General features: G+C 29.8%; 18 protein-coding genes. 2 read left to right on the top strand and 16 right to left on the bottom strand.

The window, feature by feature from the left end; translation table 11 throughout:
• Positions 1-509: 509 nt before the first annotated feature.
• The 4 genes from mgtE to L3J60_RS10360 are packed head-to-tail and all read right to left on the bottom strand — an operon-like array spanning position 510 to position 4744.
• Entirely contained in the window at positions 510-1862 is a 1353-nt protein-coding gene (gene mgtE, locus L3J60_RS10375; RefSeq protein ID WP_291975443.1) for a magnesium transporter, read from the bottom strand.
• The gene (rsmA, locus tag L3J60_RS10370; protein ID WP_291975442.1) at positions 1852-2628 is read right to left on the bottom strand and encodes a 16S rRNA (adenine(1518)-N(6)/adenine(1519)-N(6))-dimethyltransferase RsmA; all 777 of its coding nucleotides are present in this window, start codon (positions 2626-2628) and stop codon (positions 1852-1854) included. Before rsmA ends, mgtE begins: the two co-directional genes overlap by 11 nt.
• Positions 2629-2630: 2 nt before the next feature.
• Positions 2631-2963, bottom strand: coding sequence for a DUF4286 family protein (locus L3J60_RS10365; protein WP_291975441.1), 333 nt, complete (start codon positions 2961-2963; stop codon positions 2631-2633).
• Positions 2964-2968: 5 nt separating this feature from the next.
• Positions 2969-4744 (bottom strand): tetratricopeptide repeat protein, encoded by a 1776-nt coding sequence (locus L3J60_RS10360; RefSeq protein WP_291975439.1) that lies wholly within the window; start codon positions 4742-4744, stop codon positions 2969-2971.
• A 136-nt stretch (positions 4745-4880) separates the two neighbouring features.
• Between L3J60_RS10360 and L3J60_RS10355 the strand changes: the two genes are divergently transcribed.
• Complete coding sequence (locus tag L3J60_RS10355) at positions 4881-5024, top strand: hypothetical protein (protein ID WP_291975438.1); 144 nt, start codon at positions 4881-4883, stop codon at positions 5022-5024.
• On the opposite strand, the gene serS is transcribed toward L3J60_RS10355, so the two are convergent.
• The 4 genes from serS to L3J60_RS10335 form a co-directional block, all read right to left on the bottom strand.
• The gene (gene serS / locus L3J60_RS10350; protein WP_291975437.1) at positions 5017-6291 is read right to left on the bottom strand and encodes a serine--tRNA ligase; all 1275 of its coding nucleotides are present in this window, start codon (positions 6289-6291) and stop codon (positions 5017-5019) included. The genes L3J60_RS10355 and serS overlap by 8 nt on opposite strands.
• A gap of 72 nt (positions 6292-6363) precedes the next feature.
• Positions 6364-6897 carry a hypothetical protein gene (locus tag L3J60_RS10345; protein ID WP_291975436.1) on the bottom strand — a complete coding sequence of 178 codons (534 nt, stop codon included), beginning with the start codon at positions 6895-6897 and terminating at the stop codon, positions 6364-6366.
• Between the two features lie 51 nt (positions 6898-6948).
• Positions 6949-8256, bottom strand: a complete 1308-nt coding sequence (locus L3J60_RS10340; RefSeq protein ID WP_291975435.1) for an APC family permease — start codon at positions 8254-8256, stop codon at positions 6949-6951.
• A gap of 23 nt (positions 8257-8279) precedes the next feature.
• Positions 8280-9224: a bifunctional riboflavin kinase/FAD synthetase gene (locus L3J60_RS10335; RefSeq protein WP_291975434.1), complete on the bottom strand. Its 945-nt coding sequence runs from the start codon at positions 9222-9224 to the stop codon at positions 8280-8282.
• Between the two features lie 126 nt (positions 9225-9350).
• Here L3J60_RS10335 and L3J60_RS10330 point away from each other — a divergent pair, with 126 nt between their 5' ends.
• The gene (locus L3J60_RS10330; protein WP_291975433.1) at positions 9351-13103 is read left to right on the top strand and encodes a reprolysin-like metallopeptidase; all 3753 of its coding nucleotides are present in this window, start codon (positions 9351-9353) and stop codon (positions 13101-13103) included.
• A gap of 141 nt (positions 13104-13244) precedes the next feature.
• Here L3J60_RS10330 and L3J60_RS10325 read toward each other — a convergent pair whose 3' ends face one another.
• The 8 genes from L3J60_RS10325 to hppD form a co-directional block, all read right to left on the bottom strand.
• The gene (locus L3J60_RS10325) at positions 13245-13532 is read right to left on the bottom strand and encodes a type II toxin-antitoxin system RelE/ParE family toxin (protein WP_366837202.1); all 288 of its coding nucleotides are present in this window, start codon (positions 13530-13532) and stop codon (positions 13245-13247) included.
• A gap of 221 nt (positions 13533-13753) precedes the next feature.
• Positions 13754-13981 carry a type II toxin-antitoxin system ParD family antitoxin gene (locus L3J60_RS10320; RefSeq protein ID WP_291975432.1) on the bottom strand — a complete coding sequence of 76 codons (228 nt, stop codon included), beginning with the start codon at positions 13979-13981 and terminating at the stop codon, positions 13754-13756.
• A gap of 90 nt (positions 13982-14071) precedes the next feature.
• The gene (locus tag L3J60_RS10315; protein WP_291975431.1) at positions 14072-15898 is read right to left on the bottom strand and encodes a hypothetical protein; all 1827 of its coding nucleotides are present in this window, start codon (positions 15896-15898) and stop codon (positions 14072-14074) included.
• Between the two features lie 12 nt (positions 15899-15910).
• Positions 15911-18502, bottom strand: a complete 2592-nt coding sequence (locus tag L3J60_RS10310) for a TonB-dependent receptor (RefSeq protein WP_291975430.1) — start codon at positions 18500-18502, stop codon at positions 15911-15913.
• Positions 18503-18879: 377 nt separating this feature from the next.
• Complete coding sequence (gene pgi / locus L3J60_RS10305; protein WP_291975429.1) at positions 18880-20451, bottom strand: glucose-6-phosphate isomerase; 1572 nt, start codon at positions 20449-20451, stop codon at positions 18880-18882.
• A 33-nt stretch (positions 20452-20484) separates the two neighbouring features.
• Positions 20485-21708, bottom strand: a complete 1224-nt coding sequence (locus L3J60_RS10300) for a peptidoglycan DD-metalloendopeptidase family protein (protein WP_291975428.1) — start codon at positions 21706-21708, stop codon at positions 20485-20487.
• 55 nt (positions 21709-21763) lie between these two features.
• Entirely contained in the window at positions 21764-22564 is an 801-nt protein-coding gene (locus L3J60_RS10295) for a DUF3108 domain-containing protein (protein WP_291975427.1), read from the bottom strand.
• Positions 22565-22669: 105 nt separating this feature from the next.
• Positions 22670-23415 (bottom strand): 4-hydroxyphenylpyruvate dioxygenase (hppD, locus tag L3J60_RS10290; protein WP_291975426.1); only part of this gene is annotated, 746 nt, incomplete at its 5' end.

The following is a 23415-nucleotide window of genomic DNA, read 5'->3' as shown; positions in this document are numbered from 1 at the left end:
GGTCTTGTTTTCTTGTAATAATGTTTCTATTACAACACGTTCTTTTAACGTTAATCGTACATATTTATTTACTTTCATACAACAAATCTAAGATTATGATTTGTTGCGTTAAGTTCTTGAATTCAGGGATAGTTATTTTAATCATAGCAAAATTCCATAACTTATTTTCCTCCAAGCATTAATAATTCATTTACAATTACTTCTGTAACCCGTTGTGCATTCTAACTTTTTAAACTTACTGTTACGTCCGTTCGAGTAATTTTTGATAAAAAATTGTATCGAGAACGGCTGTTTTTAACTAAAAAACCTATTCTCGATACTAATTTTAAGCCTAAAAAGGCTAAAATTCACTCGAATTGACAAAATTTTATCAAAATGTACAACGGATTATGTATTCTTATACTGAACGCAAGTTGCATTAAGGATTGAAGCAATTGTTTGAGCTCTTTTTAAGGATACTTAAAAAAGCGAGTGCGGAAAGCCTGACACGAAGTGGAATGCCCAAAAAATTAAAATCCTAACATCATTTTAGCTACCATAAAGTAGATTAGAATACCAAAAATATCATTACTTGTAGTAACAAAAGGTCCTGTTGCAACAGCTGGATCAATTTTAAATTTATTTAAAACAATAGGAACAACGGTGCCAATAACTGCGGCATTTATAATTACGGTAGTAAGTGCAATTGCTATGGTAAAAGAAATATTTAAATTGGTATGGAAAATAAACTGACTTAAGCCGAAAACGATACTTGCCAAAACAGCTCCATTTAATAAACCTACTAATAATTGTTTTAGAATATGTGTTATTAGTTTTCCTTTAAAAGATTTATTAGCGATACTTTGTACCACAATTGCAGAGGATTGCACACCAACATTACCCGCAGATGAATTAATAAGAGGAATAAACATAACTAAAGCTGGAGCCGTTTTCATAACGGTTTGAAAATCAACTATTATGGTGGCGGCAAATGTTCCGCTAATCATACCAATAAGTAGCCATGGTAAACGGGCACGAGTCATTTTAAAAACGGTGTCATCGGTATCTATATCTTCAGAAATACCTGCTGCCATTTGGTAATCTTTCTCCGCCTCTTCCGTAATAAAATCTACAACATCATCAATAGTAATTTGACCAACTAAAACGCCTAAATCATCTACAACAGGTAGTACAACCAAATCGTATTTTTGCATAATTTGAGCAATATCTTCTCCTTTATCATCTACTTTAACAGATTCAACTTTGGGATCAAAAATTTCTTTTACAGGTGTTTTTGCGGATGTTGTTAATAAGCTTTTAAGTGATAAAATACCTTTTAATTTATCATCATCATCAACTACATAAATAGTGTGTACTTTTTCTAGTTCTTGTGCCTGACGGCGCATTTCTTTAACGCATTTTAAGTTGGTCCAGTTTTCATTAACCTCTATAAATTCCTTTGCCATTAAACCACCTGCGGTATCTTCTTCATAACGCAATAAATCAACAATATCTTTAGCGTGTTCAACATCTTCAATATGACTGATTACTTCTTGTTTCTTTTTTTCAGAAAGTTCTCCAATAATATCGGCAGCATCATCGGTTTCAAGTTCTTCAATATTTTGAGCAATTTCTTTTGAAGATAAACTTTTTAAAACGCGTTCACGAGTATCATCATCTAATTCCGTTAAAATATCGGCGGTAGTTTCACTATCTAAAAGATTTAATACAAAAAGTGCTCTGTTAAAATCTAAGTCTTCAACAATATCTGCAATATCTGCATAATGAAGATCTTTTAATATTGTGGAAACTTCTTTATGATTGTTTGCATCAATAAGAGCTTTAAAATCGTTTAAAAAATGGTTGTTAATTTCAAATGCCATTTTGTTCAATTTTAGCGGTTAATTCAATAAATTCTGTAACTGATAATTGTTCAGGACGTTGTGCAAAGATAACATCTTGTTTTAATTCATCGGATAAATTAAAGGATTTTAAACTGTTTCGCAAGGTTTTTCTTCGCTGATTGAAACCTGTTTTTACAACGTTATAAAATAATTTTTCATTAACGAGTAACGTGTAATCATCTTTTCTTATTAAACGAATTACGCCAGAATCTACTTTTGGTGGTGGATTAAACACATTTGGAGGAACGGTAAATAGATATTCCACATCATAAAAAGCTTGTGTTAAAACGGATAATATTCCGTACACTTTACTTCCGGGTTTAGAGGCAATTCGTTGTGCCACTTCTTTTTGAAACATGCCGGCAAATTCAGGAATGTGTTGCTTGTTTTCTAAGGTTTTAAATACAATTTGAGTGGATATATTATAAGGAAAGTTTCCTATAATTGCTACTTGATTTTCACCAAAATAATCTGCAAGATTAATTTTTAAAAAATCTTTTTCAATAATCCTTTCTGTTAAATTTAAATAATGTGCTTTTAAATATGCTACCGATTCAGAATCGATTTCAATAACATGTGTAATTGCTTTTTTTTTGAGTAGGTATTTGGTTAAAACTCCCATTCCTGGACCTATTTCTAAAATATTTTCATAGTTTTTTTTGATTAAAGAATTAGCAATTTTTTCAGCTATTTCTTCATCTTTTAAAAAATGTTGTCCTAAATATTTTTTTGCTCTAACCGTCATATTTAATTTTTAGAGCTTACGCAATACTGATTACTAATTACTTTAAGTTCGGTTCTAAACGCTACAAATTTATCTTTAAACATTTTTAAGGCTTCTTCACGTAATTTAGAAGCATCTTCTTTATAGTATTTTTCTAAAGTTTCGTAGCTATCTGTGGTATATTGAACTGAATAGGTAACTCCACCCATTTCTTCATTAATTAAAACTCTACTCATTTTGGCTTGTGTAAATTTACCGGTTGCCAACATAGCAGGAATGTGAGTTTCTTTCATCCAATTTAGCCATTCTTGCTGCTTGGTTTTATCAATATTTACGGTAACGTTGTATATAAACATAAGTTTTAATTTATAGTATCTCCTCTTAATTTTCGATATTTTTTACGTGCATCTACTAAAAAAATACTGGAAGGATATTCAAAGATAATTTTTTTATAATATTCTTTTGCTTGGTTTGGAAGATTTAATTGATTCTCATAAAGTTCAGCTAAATTATAAACGGCATCATCTGCTAAAATATCTTCTTTATTTAAACTGATAATTTGTAAATAATTACGTACAGCTTTTTCAAATTGATTTGTTTTGATAAATAATTCGGCTTGTTTAAATAAAGTTTCATCGTTAATAGGATGCCCTTTGAATTTATTTAAAATAGTTTGAAGTGTATCAATAGCCTTTAAATTTTGATTTTGATAAGCAAGCAAATCAGCCTTTGCATAGGTTTTTAAAGCGATATGTAGGCTATCTTTTACTGCGTTATCGGTAATTAATAAATTTAAAGCTAAGGCATCATTTGCAATTAATTGTGATGTTGCATTTTTTAAAACCTTTAGTTGTGTTTGTGCCCATTTAAAATCGCCTTTAAAATAAGAGGTTTGTGCAATCTTAAATCGTGCTTGTTGTGCTATTGGATGGTTTTTTAAATTGTGCTGAACTTGAGTATAATAAATTAACGCGGTATTAAATTTGTTGGTATAAACCAGAATGTCTGCTAACTTTATTTTAATTGTCCCTTTTTGAAATTTATTAGTTGCTAAGTTTAATGCCTTTTTTAAAACAGTTATTGCTTTTTTAGGTTCATTTTTATTAAAAGCTAAAAAATGAACATAAAAAATTTGAATATCTATAGTTTCGGTATTTATACCAAATTCTGAAAATATATTTTGAAATTGGGCTTCAATTTTATCGTTTGTACGATTTGTTTTGAGTGAAATTTCAAGTAAATATAATTTAGCATTTAAAACTGTTTTTACTTCATTTGTGTTTTCTAAAATATAGTTAAAACATGTATTGGCGTTGCTATAATCTTTATTTTCAAAACTAATTTTCCCTAAAGTCATTAGACTATTTAACCCTAAATTATTACGTTTAAACAATGCTTTTTCTTGAATAAATGCTTTGCCATAATCTTTTTGTTGCATATACAGCCAACTTAAAAGTTGATTCCAGCTATTTTGAGGGTTGTTTTGTAATCGTTTTAAAATCAGTTTTTTAAATAAAATATTATATTTATTTTCGCTATTGTCTGTAATAAATTTTCCAATATAACTTTTAACAGTTGGCACATAGTTTTCATTAATATCTATTAAATTTAAATAGGTAGAAAACATAGCTTCAACGTCTCCTTTTTCACCGTAAATAGCAGCAATTTGAAAATTATAATTAGTGTTTTTATTTAACTCCATTGCCTTTTTATAAGCTTTTAAAGCATTATCAAGCAAATTATAATTTTTAAAAGTACTTCCGATAATGTATCCTAAGTTTGGAAAAATTTCAATCTCCTTTAATGCTTTTTTATAATACAAATTTGCTTTTTCTTGTTGGTGTTGCAATTGATAACTATAGCCTAAATTTACATATAGATATTTTTGATTGGAAAAGCTTTTTAATTGTTGATTGATGGTGCTTTTTACCTCATTGAATTTTTCAAGTTGCAGGTAACAATTAATTAAGTACGTTAAATAATTGGTGTTGTACTCATTTTTTTCGTGAAGGGTTTTATAGATAACTGCTGCTTTTTTATATTCGCCATTTCTATAATATTGGTAGGCAAGTGTATTTTCTTGTGCATAAAAATGCAACGAAAAAAAGCATAACAATAAGAATAAAACTTTTCGCATAAATCCATTATTTTACTTTCAAAGATAGGTAAACAAGTGTTAAAGTTTTTATAAAATCGACCTATTTGATAAAGCACAGTGTTATGTTTTGGCACGAATATTGTCTTTATTAAAGTAATCAATAACTATTTTAACCATGAAAGAACTAATCAAACTATACGAAACAGCAAAAAGCAAAGCTTTAAACTTTATGAATAATGGGCAATTAAATGCCTATTTTGATGCTTTAATTGAAATGAATTACTACAAAAATTTAATGATAGCTGTTCGGTCTAATTAATAATATCAAAGCCACAATATGGAATTAATACTTCTGGAATTTTAATGCCTTCAGAAGTTTGATAATTTTCTAATAAACCTGCTAAAACACGAGGTAACGCTAACGAACTTCCGTTTAAGGTATGTGCTAATTCGGTTTTGCCGTTAGCATTTTTAAATCGAAGTTTTAAACGATTTGCCTGAAAAGTTTCAAAATTAGATACTGAACTAATTTCTAACCAACGATTTTGTGCAGTTGAAAAAACTTCAAAATCATAAGTTAGTGCAGAAGTAAAACCTAAATCGCCACCACACAAGCGTAAAATACGGTAAGGCAATTTTAATTCATTTAAAATATCCTTTACGTGCTCTAGCATTTTTTCTAGAGCTTCATAAGATTTTGTTGGATGTTCAATCCGAACAATTTCCACTTTATCAAATTGATGTAACCTATTTAAGCCACGAACGTGTGCACCGTATGAACCCGCTTCTCGTCTAAAACAAGGTGTATAGGCCGTTTTACAAATAGGAAAATCGCTTTCTTTTAAAATTACATCTCTAAAAATATTAGTTACAGGTACTTCTGCTGTAGGTATTAAATACAAATTATCTTGTGCATCATGGTACATTTGACCTTCTTTATCAGGTAATTGTCCTGTGCCATAAGCTGAAGCTTCATTTACCATATACGGAACCTGAACTTCTTGATAACCTGCTTTGGTATTTTTATCTAAAAAATAATTGATTAAAGCACGTTGTAACCTCGCTCCTTTTCCTTTATAAACTGGAAAACCTGCTCCTGTTATTTTATTTCCTAATTCAAAATCTATAATGTCATATTTTTTGGCAAGTTCCCAATGTGGTAATGCACCATCATATAAAGCAGGAATTTTTCCTGCTTCAAAAACCGTTATATTATCTTCATCCGAATTTCCTGCGGGAACAATTTCATTGGGAATATTAGGAATTAAGTACAGTAAATTCTGTAATTCTGTAGCTTTTTCTTGAAGTTTTTCAGATAATTCTTTTGATTTATCTTTTAACTGCGCTGTTTTTAGTTTTAAAATTTCAGCTTTTTCTCGTTCTCCAGATTTAAAAAAGATACCAATATCTTTTGAAAGTTTGTTTGATTCTGCCAAAACAGCATCTAGCTCAGTTTGTGTTGCTCTGCGTTGTTCATCTGCTAAAATAGTTTGATTAACAATTTCTTCGGCATTTTTAAAATTTCGTTTGGCTAAACCTTTTAAAACGGTTTCCTTATTCTCTCTAATAAAAGCTACTTGTAACATTATTATTTCCTTAAATTATGGGCAAATTTAAGAAATTGCAATTAAACCTAACCAGAAAAACCAGACTTGTTGTTAATTTGATTTTATAGGAACAATTTCTTCAAAAGAAGAGATTACTTGTGGAATATTTTTAACCGTAAAACTACAAGCTATTTTGATAGCTTTTTTATCTACTTTTGTAATTTTAAAACTACCATTTTCTATAGGATAATAACCTGTTTCACCTTTGCAAAAACACAATCGGGCAAAATGTAAATTGACTTTTGAAAGTTCTGCATTAGTTAATGACATTTCTGTAATAGTTTTAGGTAAAACCGCATAAATAATTTCAGTATAATGACTATCCTGTGTGTTTTTAACAACATTTCGCTTAAAAGTATAAGTTAATAAGGTGTTTTCACCATCCGTTATTTTGGGATAACTCATTCCAAATTTGTCCTTTTCAAATGTAATATTTTTGTTTGGTGTAAGTTTTAGCTCGCATTTACCATTTGAAACACAACTTGTTGCATTTTGTTTTATAGTATTTTTTACTGTAACATTTAGAGGTTTGCAACTATTACATGAAGCGAAGACAATTAGAAGAAGTGGAAGAACTATTTTCATAAATTTAATTTTTAATTACAAATCAATAAAAGTGCCATTAATGAATTTTGATTATAGGTTAGTACTAATTTTAATATCTTTCATTTCTCGCTTTCCATATTTTCTATAGATGTACTCTGCTATAAAAGCTCCAACAAATGTAAATATACTAGCATAAAAAGCACTTTTTTGAGTATCCCATTGATATTTCATTAGTGCAACAAAAACACCCAAAAGAATTATTAAGTTAAAGATAATAAGGATTTTATTTCCTCCATACTTTTTTTGTAACTTAATGTGTGAAATTAAAACAAAAATATAAATAACCGTAAAAACAGTACTTGTAATAGAAGCAATAGCTCCTAAGTTAAAAAACAAGGCAAATAAAAGACCTAAACCTGCTGTAATATACAATCCTTCAGTTGATTTAAACCATATTTTTCTTTCAAAAGCTTCAGGTAATTCACCATCTTTTGCTAAGGAATAGGCAACATTTGCACCTCCAAAAATGGTTGCGTTTAAAGCAGACGAAATAGAAAATAATGCTCCAATGGTAATAAGAATAAATCCAAAATTACCCAAAAAAGGTTTGGCAGCAATAGCCAAAGCATTTTCTTGTGCTTTAATAATATCTGGTAATGAAAGATTTCCAATGGTAACCATAGAAATTAGTATATAAAAAATCATTACAAAAAAGATACTTATAAATATTGCTAAAGGAACATTTTTTTTGGGATTTTCTATGTTTTCAGAAGCGTTAGTAATAAGCCCAAACCCCATATAAGAAAGGAAAAAGATAATAGATGCATTTAGTAAACCACTAGTGTGAGCTGAATCAAAGCCGGGTTTAACCATCCCCCAATTTATAGTCATAAAACCACCTAAAATAAACACCAATAAAATTGATAATTTAGTTAATACAATATAAAACTCAGCTTTTCCAACAGCTTTACTACCAAAAAAGTTTAATGCAGTAAAAAATGAAATTACAATTACTTCAACTATTCCTGTTGTAAATGTTGTAGGTTCTACATGAATAAAAGGAAGTAGGTAGCCTGCAAAACCTTTGACAAAAAGTGAGATTGAAACTACATAAGTTAACCACATAAGAATACTTAATGCTCCTGTTACAACACTATCACCAAGCCCTTTTAATATAAATGCAATTGGACCTGCATTAGATATAATTTTCCCTCCCAAAATAGCATATGAATAAGCCACTACTAAGGCATAAATACCAGAGAGAATAAATGCTTCGGGTAAATCATTTCCTGCAATTTTGGCTCCTAAACCAAAAATTGTAAAAATACTAGCACCTATCATTGTGCCTACTGCCATTGATACTACTTCTATTAGGCTAAGTTTTTTATTATTTTTCATTATTTATTTTTATTTAATTTTTTTTATTTGTTAAGCGTATATTGTTTATGTATGTAGTTTAATGAATTTTGTTTATCCTTTTTTAACTGTTTTTTTAAATTTTGAACCGATTCAAATTTTTGTTCATTTCGTAAAAATTTCAATACTTCAATTTGAATAATTTTATCATATAAATTTTCATTAAAATCAAAAAAATGGACTTCAATAGTTTGGTGTTTTCCTTTTAAGGTTGGCCGATATCCAATATTCATCATTCCGTAAATAACGTTATTATTAATAACAGTTTTTACAATATACGCACCCGTTTTAGGAAGCAATTTATAGTTTTCCTTAACAAATAAGTTTGCCGTTGGAAATCCAATTTTTTCACCTAAATTTCTTCCTTTAACAACGTTGCCAGTAATCATAAAATGATATCCTAAATATTGATTAGCTTTTTCTATCTCACCATTTTCAATAGCTAATCTAATTTTTGTGGAACTAACTCCAATATTGTTAATATCTAATTTTGAGATTTCTTTTACACCAAAATTATAGGCGTGACCATATTCTTTTAAATGTTCAAAATCACCTTCTCTGTTTTTTCCAAATCTATGATCATAACCAATAAATAATTTTACAATATTTAATTTTGCAACTAAAAATTTACGAACAAAATTTAAAGCAGTTTGGTTAGCAAAGGTTTCATCAAAAGGATAAACGACCAGTGTGTCAATTCCTGTTTTCTTTAAAAGTTGAATACGTTCGTCTATAGTATTTATTAATTTAATTTCAACATCTTTTTGTAAAACCATTCTTGGGTGAGGAAAAAAAGTAAGTAAAATTGAAGTCGCATTATTATTTTTAGCACTTTTAACTAATTTTTTTAATACTTTTTGATGTCCAATATGTACACCATCAAAAGTACCAATGGTAACAAATGAAGGAGCTGTTTCGTTAAAGGATGATAAATTTGAGAGTATTTTCAATTAAAATAAATTTGATGTAAGATGCAAAAATACTGTATTTTATTAAAACAAAATTTGTTTACATTGGTAAAAACTAATTAATAAATTATATTTGTTAACCTCTAAACACCCCAAAATTAAAAGTATATGACACAATTTTATAAAAAAAATATCCTATTAACACTATTTTTAATAACAATTGTTTTTAATGGAATAGGACAAAATAAAAATAATATTTGGACTAAGGTTGCTTCTACCCAAGCAAAAGCACAAAAATTGGTTTTTAGAAATTCAATCCCAAAAAAGTTTGAAAATTATCAATTAGATATAAATAAAATTAAAACGTTATTACTCAATGTTTCAAAAAGAACGGTTAATACAAAACAATCTAATACGGTTTTAAATTTTCCTAATGATGATGGAACACTAGAAAATTATCAGGTTTTTGAAGCTTCTATTATGGAGCCTGCTTTACAAAAGAAATATCCGAACATTCGTTCATATATTGGAAAAAGTACAATTAATAAAGGTAAAATTATTCGATTTAGTATTGCCAATGACGGATTTCATGGAATGATATTTAAAAAATCAGGAGGAACTGTTTATATTGATCCTTATACCGTAAACACTAATAATTATATAGTTTACAATAAAAAAAGCTTACCTCAAATAACTTTTTTTGAATGTAGATTTGATGAGTTTGATTCTCCTAAATTAAACACTTCTAAAAATGATTATAGTTCAAGAACAACAAATGCAAACGATGGTAATTTACGAACTTATAGATTAGCTATTGCAACTACTGGAGAATATGCACAATATCAACTAAATTATCAAGGAATATCTTCAAATGCAACAGATGCAGAAAAAAAAGCTGCAGTTTTATCGGCTATAAATACAACAATGACTAGGGTTAATGGCCTTTATGAACGGGATATATCGTTAACTATGGTTTTAGTAGCCAACGAAACGGATGTTATTTTTTTGGATGGAACTACAGATCCTTTTACTAATAATGATGGAAATACTTTAATTAATGAAAGCCAAACAGTAATAGATAATGTTATTGGCTTAACTAATTATGATATAGGCCATACTTTTTCTACAGGCGGAGGTGGTTTAGCTCAACTGAATTCACCATGTACTAACAGCAAAGCTAGAGGAATAACGGGTTCAAGCAATCCTATTGGTGACGCTTATGATATAGATTTTGTTGCCCATGAAATGGGACACCAATTTGGAGCACACCATACTTTTAATGGAGATGCAGGGAGTTGTTCTGGAAACCTAAATAATGCAACAGCAGTAGAACCCGGAAGCGGTTCCACTATTATGGCTTACGCAGGTATTTGCACTCCACAAAATGTGCAAACTAATAGTGATGACTATTTTCATTTAGTGAGTATCAGAGAAATATGGGCTAATATTTCAGTGGGAAATAGCAGTACTTGTGGCACTATTACTGCAACAGGAAATAATGTGCCAGTAGTAAATACTTTAAATAATTATTCTATTCCTATTTCAACTCCATTTGTATTAACAGCAAATGCTTCTGATTCTGATGGAGATATCCTAACTTATACTTGGGAACAACTAAATGGAAGTAGCGTTACTAATTATCCGCTAGCTTCAACCGATGTGAGTGGCCCAGATTTTAGATCAGTAGGCCCTAGTACTTCACCAAAAAGATATTTTCCAGATCAAAATACGGTTGTAGCAGGTAATTTATCTAATGAATGGGAAGTTTTACCATCGGTAACAAGAACCATGAAATTTGGAGTTAATGTGAGAGATAATAATCCTGTTGGAGCTCAAACGGCTAGTCAAGAAAATGTATTATCTTTTGATGTAAATTCAGGGCCATTTAAAGTAACTTCTCAAAATACAGCTACAACTTGGGCAGCAGGAACTTCAGAAATAATTACTTGGGATGTTGCAAATACTGATATAGCACCAGTTAGTTGTTCTTTTGTTAATATTAAATTATCTACTGATGGAGGTTTTACGTATCCTACTCTATTAGCTTCAAACATTCCAAATAACGGATCTTCTACTATTGTAGTTCCCAATATTACTACTATAAAAGCAAGGATTATAGTTGAAAGTACAAATAATGTCTTTTATGCCATGAATACTGTTGATATTGCTATTCAGGCATCTGAATTTATTATGAATTTTAATAGTATCTCAAATTCAGTATGTTCTCCTAACAATGCCGTTTACAATTTCACCTATAATACGTTTAATGGTTTTAATGAAACTACCACTTTTTCAGCAACAGGAAATCCAGCTGGTACAACTATTAGTTTTAATCCAACATCTGCAATTGTTGATGGTACCACGGTTCAAATAACAGTTTCTGGAATAACCGATGCTAATTTAGGAAATTCAGAAATAGCAGTTACAGGAACATCAACTTCAACTACAAAAATTACAGCAGTAAGTTTAAATGTATTTACCAATACCATTACGGCTCCAACTTTAAATAATCCAGTTAATAATGATGTAGGAGTTTTAAAACCATATCTATTAAATTGGAATAATGATGTAAATGCTTCAAGCTATAATATTGAAATTTCAACCGATAATACTTTTGCATCAACTACTGAAACTAATACTATAAACATAAATTTATACTCTCCACAACTATTAATGCCAAATACTTTATATTATTGGAGGGTTAAAGCAATAAACAATTGTAATCAAAGTAGTTATTCATCTATTTTTAATTTCACTACAGCAAACGAAGTTTGTGATACGTCAACTGCAACTGATACACCTTTGTCAATTCCAGATAACAACTCTACAGGAGCAAGTTCTGTAATCAATATTTCTCAAAATAAAATAATTACTGATGTTAATGTAACCGTAAATATTACGCATCCTTATGATGAAGATTTGGCACTTACATTAACAAGCCCAGAAGGTACTTCTATTATATTATCTTCAGGTAATGGAGGCAATGGTGTTAATTATACAAATACGGTTTTTGATGATAGTGGTGTAACGGCAATTAACTTAGGAATAGCTCCTTTTACAGGAGTATTTAAACCTCAAGTAGATTTATCTACATTTAACAATCAAGGATCTAAAGGAAATTGGATTTTAAAAGTTGTAGATTCAGGAGCTGCAGATATTGGAACTATTGATAATTGGAGTCTTGAAATTTGTGGAGTTCCAAGTGTATTCTCATTACCTACGGATAATTTCAATATCCAGGTAACTAGTGAAACTTGTCCAAACAAAAATAATGGACAATTAAATATTACTGCAAATGAAACTCATAATTATGTAGTAAACATTACAGGAACTAACACTAGTTTTTCCGATACACAAAATTTTACCAATAGCTATCTATTTGAAAACTTAGCCCCTGATATTTATAGTATTTGTATAACAGTAACAGGAGAAAACTACCAGCAATGTTTTGTAGTTGAAGTACTTGAAGGAATCACGGTTTCAGGAAAATCAAGTGTAAAAGCAAACAAAGCAACAGTTGAAATAGAACAAGGCACTGCACCTTATAAAGTATTTGTTAACGGAAAGGAAGTTTTAGACACCAATGCTCCTGTATTTACTGTAAATGTAAAACATGGTGATTTACTAGAAGTAAAAACAGCAAAAACCTGTGAAGGAGTATATTCAAAAGCAATTGAGTTGTTGAACGATTTTGTAGTATATCCAAATCCAAGTACAGGTATTTTTGAAATAGCAATGCCAATAGCAGAAAAACAGGTAATAATTTCAATATACAACATACAATCACAATTAATAAGTCAAAGAAGTTATCCTGTAAATTATGGTAAAGTAAACTTAGATATAAGCAATCAACCAACAGGAATATATATTGCAAAAGTGCATTTAAACAAACCTGTGGTATTGAAAATTATAAAGAGGTAGGTTTAGTTAGATTTTCTATTTTGTAGTAATTTATATTATTTAAAAGAATGTACTTTTATAAGATTAGTGCAACTTTAAATACTTGATTATTCCGCCTAATTTTCTATTGTTATTTCAATTTTTAGTTGTTACGTGTAGTTATTATTCGGTCATTCTTTTTTTTAAATCCATTCTTCTCTCGTGTAAAATTCTCGTAATTTCAATGTAGTTTTTATTTAAAGTTTTGTAGAATATAATATGTCGATTCATTTTCATTCCGAGTGGATTTTGAGTAATTCTCCCATATTTTTTCCTAAATAATAGATTGTTCGCAATTTCTTGACAATTTGAAATAAGTGATTCGTAATATTTGTCCGCCCGCCTTTCCGACCAAACTTTAAATGTATAATCCCAAATTTTCGATAAATCCTTAATGGCTTTATTGGTCAATTTAAATTTAGCTATTTAAGATTTTCTTTGCTTTTGACCTAAGGATTTACTTTAAATAACTGAAAATCAAAATGTCATTGCGAAAATTATAAACGTAGTGCTATAATTTGAAGTAATCTTTTCATAAAAATGAGATTGCTTCCTTATTCCGCTTTGCTTCATTCATCGCAATGACGTAGCTTGTTGATTTTCTGTACACAATTTGTTTTCTTACATCGAACTCAGGTTTTTAGAGATTCAAGATGTTTTCTAGGGTCGAAGTCGTGTGCAATTCCACTATCAATTCTGTCCTGAATTTCGTTTCTCAATGCAATAACTTTACTCTCTTCCAATAATCTTAATCCTGCTCGTATAACTTCACTTACATTTTTAAATCTACCTTCTCTTATTCGGCTTTTAACAAATTGGTCAAAATAATTTTTAAGTGATGTTGATGTATTTTTATTCATTTTGAGTAAATTTTCCTCATTTGTTCTCTAATTATTCATAAAAAAAACCTCCCAATTGGGAGGTTTTTAATATAAAATTAACTTGTGTGTTTAGTTATTTAAAACCCAAACACCACCTGTTTTAATAACACTCATTGTTTTCGTATTAAGACCATTGTCATAAAGTAGATATGTGAAAACATATTTTTGTCCTTCTGCTGCTGTAGGATCTATGTGATCAGCTAGAATTCCCATAGCTTGTAATAATTGATCTGAAGTCCAATTATAATCAAAATCGCCATAATTAGCAAGATTAGGTAAACTAACATTAGCAAAATCAGCATTTCCTGTCAATTGTTCTGATATATAAACATAATCATCACTAGTTAAGGTATATTTAATAGTGTTATCAGGCACCCATTTTATACCATCATGACCAAATTGTAAAGTAGTACTAATAGTAGATTGATAAGCTGTCCAAGCACCATCCATAAAAGTGTATAAATTACCTCTTGTTTGAGCAGAACCTGAATAATATTTATAAAGAACTTTCATAGTATCTCCATCTGCAGCATATGGGTATTTTATTCCTAAAAATGTTGTTACATAAGTGTCAATATCCATTGAACTATCAAAATTATTGTATTTTCCTGGTTGACCTGAAGCTGTTCCCATAGCATCATAATCTTCAGTTGTTAAAGCATAAATATCTGTTGCTTCAGTCCAAGTTCCACCTGAATATTTATAATAACTATTATATGATTCTTTAGTTCCTATTACTTCATCTTCAAATGGACCATTACTCATAATTGATGACCAAGAATTTGCAACACGTATACCATCTAACGTTGCTGTAGGAATATTACTTGATTGGCGAATTGCGACTGCTGAAATTGATGTTCCTGAAGTGCCAGTATTAGATGCTTCTGGTGTTCCAGGTTCTGTAGTTTTAGCAGTTGTTAGTACATATAAATTAGAGATACCCGTTGCAATATCGTAAGATGATACTAAAAGATACGTAGTATTTAAATCAAAAGGAGTAGTACCATAAGTCAACGAACTTGAACTAGCACCAATTCCAAATAAAATTTTACCAGAACCATTATCCTTAGCTCCAACTCTAGCTCTAAATTGAGCATAAGGCTGAGTATTAGCAGCTTCCATTATATGGAAAAAATAATTTCCAGAACCTACTGCACTTAAATTAACTAAAGCACTTGCATATACTTTTCCTGAAGTTATAGTGGTAAACGCACTATTTACATCTTCACTACTTGAACTATTTATTGTTATAGAACCACCTACGTTAGAAGAAGGGTAATCTACCATAGATAAACTTGTAGTAATATATCCCACTTTTGTACTTCCAGAGTGAGCTGTCCAATTAGTTGAAATGGTCGTTAAATCTCCTGCAGTTGCTCCATAATCAAAATTTTCCTCAAGAGAAACAGAAGGAGTTAATACATAGGCACTTCCCGTAAATTGGTAATAATTTGCATTCGCATAAGTTCCTTCTGAAGGAGAACTAATATTATCAGTAAGAATTCCTGGTAAAAAATCTCCAGGAGTTGCATCGAATTGAAATCCTAATAAATTACTTCCACTTAAAGTGTAATCAGCTTGTGTTAATTTATAATCTTTTGTATTAAAAGCTTTTCCAATATATAATTGGAAACCTAATAAAGCTGAAGAACCTTTACCCCATACAGGGTATTTTTCAGATAAAAAAGCAGGAAGCATTGTTTTAGCATCATCTTCAGAGCTAAAGCTTCCATAACTTAAATTTAAAGCATCATAATCATCAGTAGTAAGCGTATAAACTACATCACCAGTAATTACTTCTTGTTGGGCATCTATGGCGGTATAAATATCGTCCATTGGGTTACAGGCTGTAAATAACAACCCCAATCCCATTATTAAATAAATTAATTTTTTCATGATTATATATTTTTAAAATTTAATTTTAGCACTTACGTTAAAAGTTCTTCCAAATCCAAACCAAACAACAGCCGCTTCAGAAGATGAAGGAGCAATATAATCAGTATCTCCAAGTTGTCCTTGACCAGATCCATCTTGTGCTACAGGAATATATTGTGTATTGAAAACGTTATTCATTCTACCAATAACAGTAGCATCTAAATCTCCAATTTTAAATCCATATCTAATGCTTGCATCAAATGTTCCATAATCAGGCATTTTCCAAGGTTGTTGAGTTAGAGTGCTATCATTTCTACCATCAGGACTGTATCTAGCATATAAATCTGCATAGTAGTTATAATCTACAGTAAAATGCGTTTTTTCCATAAGTTCATAATCAAAACCTAAAGCTGCTGTTGTTTGTGCAGAACCACCAACTCTTAATCCTTTAATGTATAAATTGTATGGATTTCCAACAGGCTGTTGTTGCTCATCAAAAACTTGAACATTTTCAACATTACTATCCCATTTCCAATCACCTAAAGATAACATACCTGTAGCAGTGAACTTAGTAGATGGTTTATAGGTAAAATCGAATTCAATACCTTGGTGAAGTGCATTAATACCAGTTAAATTTACAAAATAGGTAGTGTTTACCCCTGAGCCTGCAAAAGTTTCCCCTTGAAAAGCTTTGGTAAAAGATCTGTCATTCCATTGAGTTCTATAAATGTTAATATTAGCGGCAAATTTTTCACCTCTTAAGCCATAACCTAATTCAGCACTAAATATTTTTTCATTCGTAGCATTTGCATTAATATGCTCATTATCATAATTTAAGAAAACAGCATTAAAAAGAGGTGCTTTTTCAAAGTAACCAATATTAGCAAAAACATTTTGTGTTGCTGTAAAGTTGTAGTTAGCACCACCTTTTATACTATATCCTCCAAAGTTATATTTATCTGTTTTTTGTAAAGGGTCACTATCTAAATAATTGAAATAATCAATTCTTTGGTAAGAAGTGTTAGAAGCAGCTGCAGAAATGAATGCATTAAAATCTTCTTTGTTATATTCTAATTGTGTGAATAATCCAGCCCATCCCACTTTGCCATCATTATGATAATCACGTTTGTCACCAACTTTTAAAATAGCGTTTGGATTGTTAACATTTGCGTTGCCAAGTGCGTAATCAGCACCTAATAAATCGGTTACTTCTGAGAAGTGGTTTCCTGTATAAGTTCTTAAATCAATACCTGCAATTAAATCAAGATGATCATTTAATTCAGTTTTAAAAGTAGATAATGCACCATACCAACTATGGTCATTTCTTGAAGCTCTTAAATAAGAGATTGCACCAAGTGCACCATTTGCTTCGTTTAAAGCAACAATTTTATCTAAATCCATTGGTTGATCAGAACCACCTATACGATATTGGTTAAATAAGCCAATATCACCAGCAGTACCACCGCCACCACCTGTTCCCCAAGAAGCATATAATGCAGTAGATAAACTTGATTTATCACTAATAGTCCAGTAATCATTTAATGAAGTTTGTGATTTATGATAGAAATTGTCTTCTACATGCACTACTTGACCATTTTTATATCCCCAATCTGGGTTAAATTTAATTCCACTTTGAGCATTTCTATAAGTAGCAATACTGCTTTTATTTTGGCGTTGACCATGTCTTTGTGGAGCACCAAATGAGGTAATAGCTATTTTGTGATTTTCAGATAGTTGTTTAGAAATATTTATAAAATAACTCATGCCTTTAAATTCGGTGCCATCAACATAACCATCTCCAGTAGTTTTAGATGCAGCTACAGTAACAGCAAATCCGCTATCTAATAATCCAGTAGATAAAGTAACTCCAGTTTTTAGGTAATTATCATTCCCAAGAGCTGTAAATACGTTTCCGCCTTTTTCAACATCAGTAGTTTTAGTTAAAATGTTAACCGTACCACCAATTGAAGGTACAGCTACTTTAGAAGCTCCTAAACCACGTTGAACTTGCATAGCACTAGTAACATCACTTAAACCAGCCCAGTTACTCCAGTAAACTCTACCATTTTCCATATCATTAACAGGAACGCCATTAATTAAAACTGCTACATTTTCAGAGTTAAACCCTCTTAAAGTTAAGCCGCCATCACCGAAACCACCACCTTCTTTGGTAGCATAAACCCCAGGAGTAGATTTTAAAATTTCAGGAAATTCTTGAGATCCTAATTTGTTTTCAATAACATCAGCTTTTATTGTTGATACAGCAACTGGTGTTTTTCTGTCAATGGCAAAAGATGTTGCAGTAATTACAATTTCACTTAATGCTTGTGCAGAAGGTTTTAAAGATATTGTTCCAAAATCTTTACTTCCACTAAATGTAAATGATTTAGTTTCGTAACCAACAAAGGAAACAACAATAGTACCATTAGAAACTTTAGTTTCTAATGTAAATTTTCCATCAAAATCTGATGAAGTTCCGCTTGTAGTACCTTGAAGAACTACTGCGGCACCTGGTAGAGGTTGATTTGTTTCATCAACTAAAGTACCAGTAAGTTTGGTTTGACCAAAAATGATAGAAGTAGAAACTAAAAGTACTACTACTAACCAATTTTTTAAATTTCTCATTGTGTAATTTTAATTTGAATTAAATGTTTGTGCAAAAATGCAAATATTAATTGATTTGTCTTTTAATTAATTGTTAAATTTTAACAAAAAATTAAGACTTTTAAAAGTATAAAAAATCATTGGAAAAATAGATACTTATCCTGTTAAAAATTTACACTTTTATTAACAGATGTTAATTTAGAAAATAGGTTGCTTATTTTAAAGCTAAAAAATTAGTTTTGTGTCATATTTCATATTTATACGTCATACTGAACTTGTTTCAGTATCTCACAGTTTTGACAATCACCGAATTATATTAATGAGACACTGAAACAAGCCCGACTGCTGCTGGCAGGTTCAGGGTGACGAACATTTTATAATTAATTACGGATTCAAAATTATTTTTTTCGAAGAAATTTATTTGCTAATTCTTTACCTAGCTCAACTCCAAATTGATCAAAACTAAAAATATTCCAGATAATACCTTGTACAAATATTTTGTGTTCATAAAATGCAATCAAACTTCCTAGTGTTTTTGGAGTTAATTTCTTAATTAAGATTGATGTACTTGGTTTGTTTCCTTCAAAAACTTTAAAAGGTAACAGTTTATTAATTTTTTCAATATTTCCATTCGTTTTTAAATCTAAATGTACTTCTTGTTTCGTTTTTCCTTCAGCTAATGCTTGTGTTTGAGCAAAGAAGTTTGCCATTAATTTTTGATGATGTTCTTTGTTTCCGTAAAGCGATTCTTTAAAACCAATAAAATCTGCTGGAATTAATTTTGTACCTTGATGAATTAATTGCATAAAGGCATGTTGCCCGTTGGTACCTGTGCTTCCCCAAATAATATTAGCAGTTTGGTAGTTAACTCGATTACCATTTCTATCTACACTTTTACCATTACTTTCCATAATGGCTTGTTGTAAGTAGGTAGGTAATTTATTTAAGTATTGTGTATATGGTAAAATGACTTCGGTTTCTGCATTAAAAAAGTTAGTGTACCAAATGCCGATTAAACTTGCAATTACGGGTGCATTATCTTTAAAAGGAGTATTTTTAAAATGTTCATCCATTTCATAAGCTCCATTTAGTAACTCTTTGAAATTATTAAAACCAACTGCTAAACAAATGGATAAACCAACTGCACTCCATAATGAAAATCTTCCTCCAACCCAATCCCACATTGGAAAAATATTTTCTTTATCAATTCCAAAATTTTTAACTGCTTTAATATTAGTGGAAACGGCAACAAAATGTTTTGCTACATCTTTTTCAGTTGCATTTTGTAAAAACCATTTTCTTATAGTAGTTGCATTAGTTAAGGTTTCTTGGGTTGTAAAGGTTTTTGAGACAATAACAAATAAGGTGGTTTCAGGATTTAAGTTTTTGATGATTTCTTGTACATGATCTCCATCAATATTGGATACAAAATGTACGTTTAATTGATTTTTATAATATTTTAAGGATTCCACTATCATATCAGGCCCTAAGTCTGAGCCTCCAATACCAATATTTACAACGTCAGTGATTGCTTTTCCTGTGTAACCTTTCCAATTTCCTAAAATTATTTTTTCACTAAAAATTTTCATTTTAGTTAATGCTTTTTTTATCTCAGGCATTATATTTTTACCATCAACTAAAATCGTAGAATCATTAGGATTACGTAAAGCTGTATGAAGCACAGTTCTATTTTCAGTCTGATTAATTTTTTCACCTGAAAAATAAGCATTTATAGCATTTTTTAAATCAGATTCTTCCGCTAAGTTTAAAAGGTTTTCTATTGTTTTTTCGGTAATTCTGTTTTTTGAAAAATCAAATTCAAAATCATTAAAGGTTATGGTGAATTTATTTTTTCTATCAGCATCATCCTTAAATAAATCTTTAAGTTGTTTGTTTTTAACTTCATTAAAATGAGAAATCAAATTTTTCCAAGCTGCAGTTTCAGTCGGATTTATATTTTTTAAAGCCATAATTTAGGTTTTAAGGTCTTTTTTATTTTGTTTTTAATTTGGATAAGTAATAGAATCTAATTCCTGTTTTAAAGGTTCAATAAATTTAAAATAGCCAGGTTTAATATCTTTTTTCATAGGTTTAGCAGCAGGTAATTTCTGTTTTAACGGATCTACTTGTCTGCCATTTTTCCAAAAACGATAACAAACATGTGGACCAGCTGCATGTCCTGTCATACCAACATAGCCAATAGTTTGACCTTGTTTTACTACCTGGCCGACTTTAACAGCTCTTCTAACCATATGTAAATATTGTGTAGTATAGGTACTGTTATGACGAATTTTTACGTAATTGCCATTACCACTTGTATAACTAGATTTAATAACGGTACCATTAGCGGTACTCATAATAGGAGTACCAATTGGAGCGGCAAAATCGGTTCCTTTATGAGGTTTAATTTTGTTACCATAATAAGCAATTCTTCTGCGTAAATTATAACGAGAAGTTATTCTGCTAAATTTTACTGGCATTTTTAAAAATTGTCTTCTTAAATTTGTTGCTTTATTATCAAAATAATCTGGAATATTTAAAGTGGAATCGGCTACAAATCTAAAAGCATAAAATGGTTCGCCACCATGTTCAAAGTATGTCGCTTTTACCTCTCCAATTCCAACAGGTATGGTGTCATTAATGTATAGTTGCTCGTAAATTAATTTGAATTTATCATTTTTTTGAAGTCTGGAAAAATCAATAGTCCAAGCGTAAATATCATCTGCCATTTTAGAAGTTAAATAGGAACTTAATCCTTGTTTATCCATAGCTTCTGATAAAGAAGTTTTTATTATTCCGGATGCTGTTTTAACAACGGTTTTTACCTTTTTTTTACCATTATAAGCGGTAATAATAGAATCTTTAAAATTTACAACAGTATATCTAACCTTTGAAGGTTTGTAGATAAAAATTTGTGCTTTTTCAAGTGAATCTTTAGAGGCTAAAATGGTATAAGGTGTTCCACTTTTTATTTTCCTTACATTAAAAGTATCTCTAATTTTGTTGACAATTTCAAGTACTTTTGGATAGTCAATATGATATTTATCTAATATTTCACTGAAATTTTCGCCAGATTTTATAGTATCATTAATGACTTTAAAATTATTTAAATTAAATCCATATTCATGAACTATTTTAGGTTTAACAGGCTGTTTTTTAATAGTAGGTTTGTCATTTTTACAAGCAGTTAGCAAACCAATTAAAAGAAATATAATTATTTTTTTCAAAAGAGTTTTTTTACAAATTAATTTTTAAAATAAAATCAAGATGCAAAAGTACAATTTAATTGTCAAAAATTATGTTAAAAGGATGGGCTAAACCTTTAAAAGAAACTAAATCTGCACGCAATGATCCTATAGCAAGAGCTGCTTTTATTTTAATAGGAATTTTATTTTCATCATCGGTTATCCAAACAGTAACACTTTCTTGTGCTTTAAAAACTCTTCCAGCTTGTACAATAGGTCTAAATTTTAAAGTTTTTACTTTGCCAAATTTTGTTTTTATAATTTCTATACCTAAAAAACGAAGTTTAAAATTGTTGATTTTTTGATCAAAAAATAATTTAAGTTCAATTTCTTCGCCTATGTTTAGTGTACTTAAATTCTGATTTCTTAAATAGTACAAAGAAGAAAGTATATCTTGAATATCGCTACTTATTGGGTATTTTTTTACCGTGTTGTGTTTATAATTTTTAACAGTGGCTTCTTTGTTGACGTGGTCAAAGGATATTTCCTTATTTTTAGTATAACCACCTTCATTAATTTTTCGGATAAATAAAAATGGTTTTAAAGACTTTTTATAAAAATAACTTTGATAATTGTCTCTTACTTTAAAAAATAAGCCAATTAACCCTGTAGTTTTTCCTTTTCCAATAATGTGATATGCTTCCTTTTTTTTATAAGTTACTTCTTTAACTTCAATAGTAGAAAAACCCGCATTTAAAAAATTACTATAACTCATTTTATATTTAAGCCATTCTCCATCTTTAAATGCTGTTTTATTAGCTGGAATTTCAAGTTGCTTAGTTTGACTAAATACAACAATTGAAAAAAAGAACAGAAGAAATGGTAGTTTTTTTATCATATACTTTTATTAGTAGTTTACTTTCGTATAAATTACAATTATTAAGCCAAAAATAATAAAAGCTTAACAAATAGAGTTAAGCTTTTATTAAAATCTTAGTTTTAATTATAAAGTTCCTCTCCGTTCTTGTTCTGCTTCAATAGACTCAAATAGTGCTTTAAAGTTTCCTTTTCCAAAAGATTGAGCACCTTTACGTTGAATTATTTCAAAGAAAAGCGTTGGTCTGTCTGAAACAGGTTTTGTAAATATTTGAAGTAAATAACCTTCGTCATCTCTATCAACCAAAATACCTAAATCTTTTAATTCGGCTAAATTTTCATCAATTTCACCAACTCTATCTAAAACAGTATCATAATAGGAGCCAGGAACATATAAAAATTCCACACCTCTTTCGGTCATTGACTTTACAGTTTCTAAAATATTATTGGTTGCAACTGCAATGTGTTGAACACCAGGACCGTTATTAAACTCTAAATATTCTTCAATTTGCGATTTTTTAAGTCCTTCAGCAGGTTCATTAATTGGGAATTTAACTCTGCCATTTCCATTGGTCATTACTTTACTCATTAAAGCTGTAAACTGGGTTGAAATATCTTTATCATCAAAAGTTATAAGGTTTGCAAAACCCATTGTTTTTTTATAAAATTTTGCCCAAACGTTCATTTCATTCCATCCAACGTTTCCTACCATATGATCAATATACCTTAGTCCAACATCGGCTGGGTTGTATAAAGATTCCCATTTTTCAAATTTTGGTAAAAATAATCCATTATAATTTTTTCGTTCTACAAAAATATGAACCGTATCTCCATAAGTATGAATTCCAGAGCGTACAATTTCTCCATTTTCAT

Source organism: Lutibacter sp. (assembly GCF_021647475.1).
GTDB lineage: Bacteria > Bacteroidota > Bacteroidia > Flavobacteriales > Flavobacteriaceae > Lutibacter.
Note: the sequence above shows the minus strand (reverse complement) of the source record. Positions and strands in the feature narration are given on the sequence as shown.

Excerpts from the sequence above, each read along its gene's own strand:
- mgtE (WP_291975443.1), bottom strand. The coding sequence starts at position 1,862 with ATGGCATTTGAAATTAACAACCATTTTTTAAACGATTTTAAAGCTCTT.
- rsmA (WP_291975442.1), bottom strand. The coding sequence starts at position 2,628 with ATGACGGTTAGAGCAAAAAAATATTTAGGACAACATTTTTTAAAAGAT.
- L3J60_RS10365 (WP_291975441.1), bottom strand. The coding sequence starts at position 2,963 with ATGTTTATATACAACGTTACCGTAAATATTGATAAAACCAAGCAGCAA.
- L3J60_RS10360 (WP_291975439.1), bottom strand. The coding sequence starts at position 4,744 with ATGCGAAAAGTTTTATTCTTATTGTTATGCTTTTTTTCGTTGCATTTT.
- L3J60_RS10355 (WP_291975438.1), top strand. The coding sequence starts at position 4,881 with ATGAAAGAACTAATCAAACTATACGAAACAGCAAAAAGCAAAGCTTTA.
- serS (WP_291975437.1), bottom strand. The coding sequence starts at position 6,291 with ATGTTACAAGTAGCTTTTATTAGAGAGAATAAGGAAACCGTTTTAAAA.
- L3J60_RS10345 (WP_291975436.1), bottom strand. The coding sequence starts at position 6,897 with ATGAAAATAGTTCTTCCACTTCTTCTAATTGTCTTCGCTTCATGTAAT.
- L3J60_RS10340 (WP_291975435.1), bottom strand. The coding sequence starts at position 8,256 with ATGAAAAATAATAAAAAACTTAGCCTAATAGAAGTAGTATCAATGGCA.
- L3J60_RS10330 (WP_291975433.1), top strand. The coding sequence starts at position 9,351 with ATGACACAATTTTATAAAAAAAATATCCTATTAACACTATTTTTAATA.
- L3J60_RS10320 (WP_291975432.1), bottom strand. The coding sequence starts at position 13,981 with ATGAATAAAAATACATCAACATCACTTAAAAATTATTTTGACCAATTT.
- L3J60_RS10315 (WP_291975431.1), bottom strand. The coding sequence starts at position 15,898 with ATGAAAAAATTAATTTATTTAATAATGGGATTGGGGTTGTTATTTACA.
- L3J60_RS10310 (WP_291975430.1), bottom strand. The coding sequence starts at position 18,502 with ATGAGAAATTTAAAAAATTGGTTAGTAGTAGTACTTTTAGTTTCTACT.
- pgi (WP_291975429.1), bottom strand. The coding sequence starts at position 20,451 with ATGGCTTTAAAAAATATAAATCCGACTGAAACTGCAGCTTGGAAAAAT.
- L3J60_RS10295 (WP_291975427.1), bottom strand. The coding sequence starts at position 22,564 with ATGATAAAAAAACTACCATTTCTTCTGTTCTTTTTTTCAATTGTTGTA.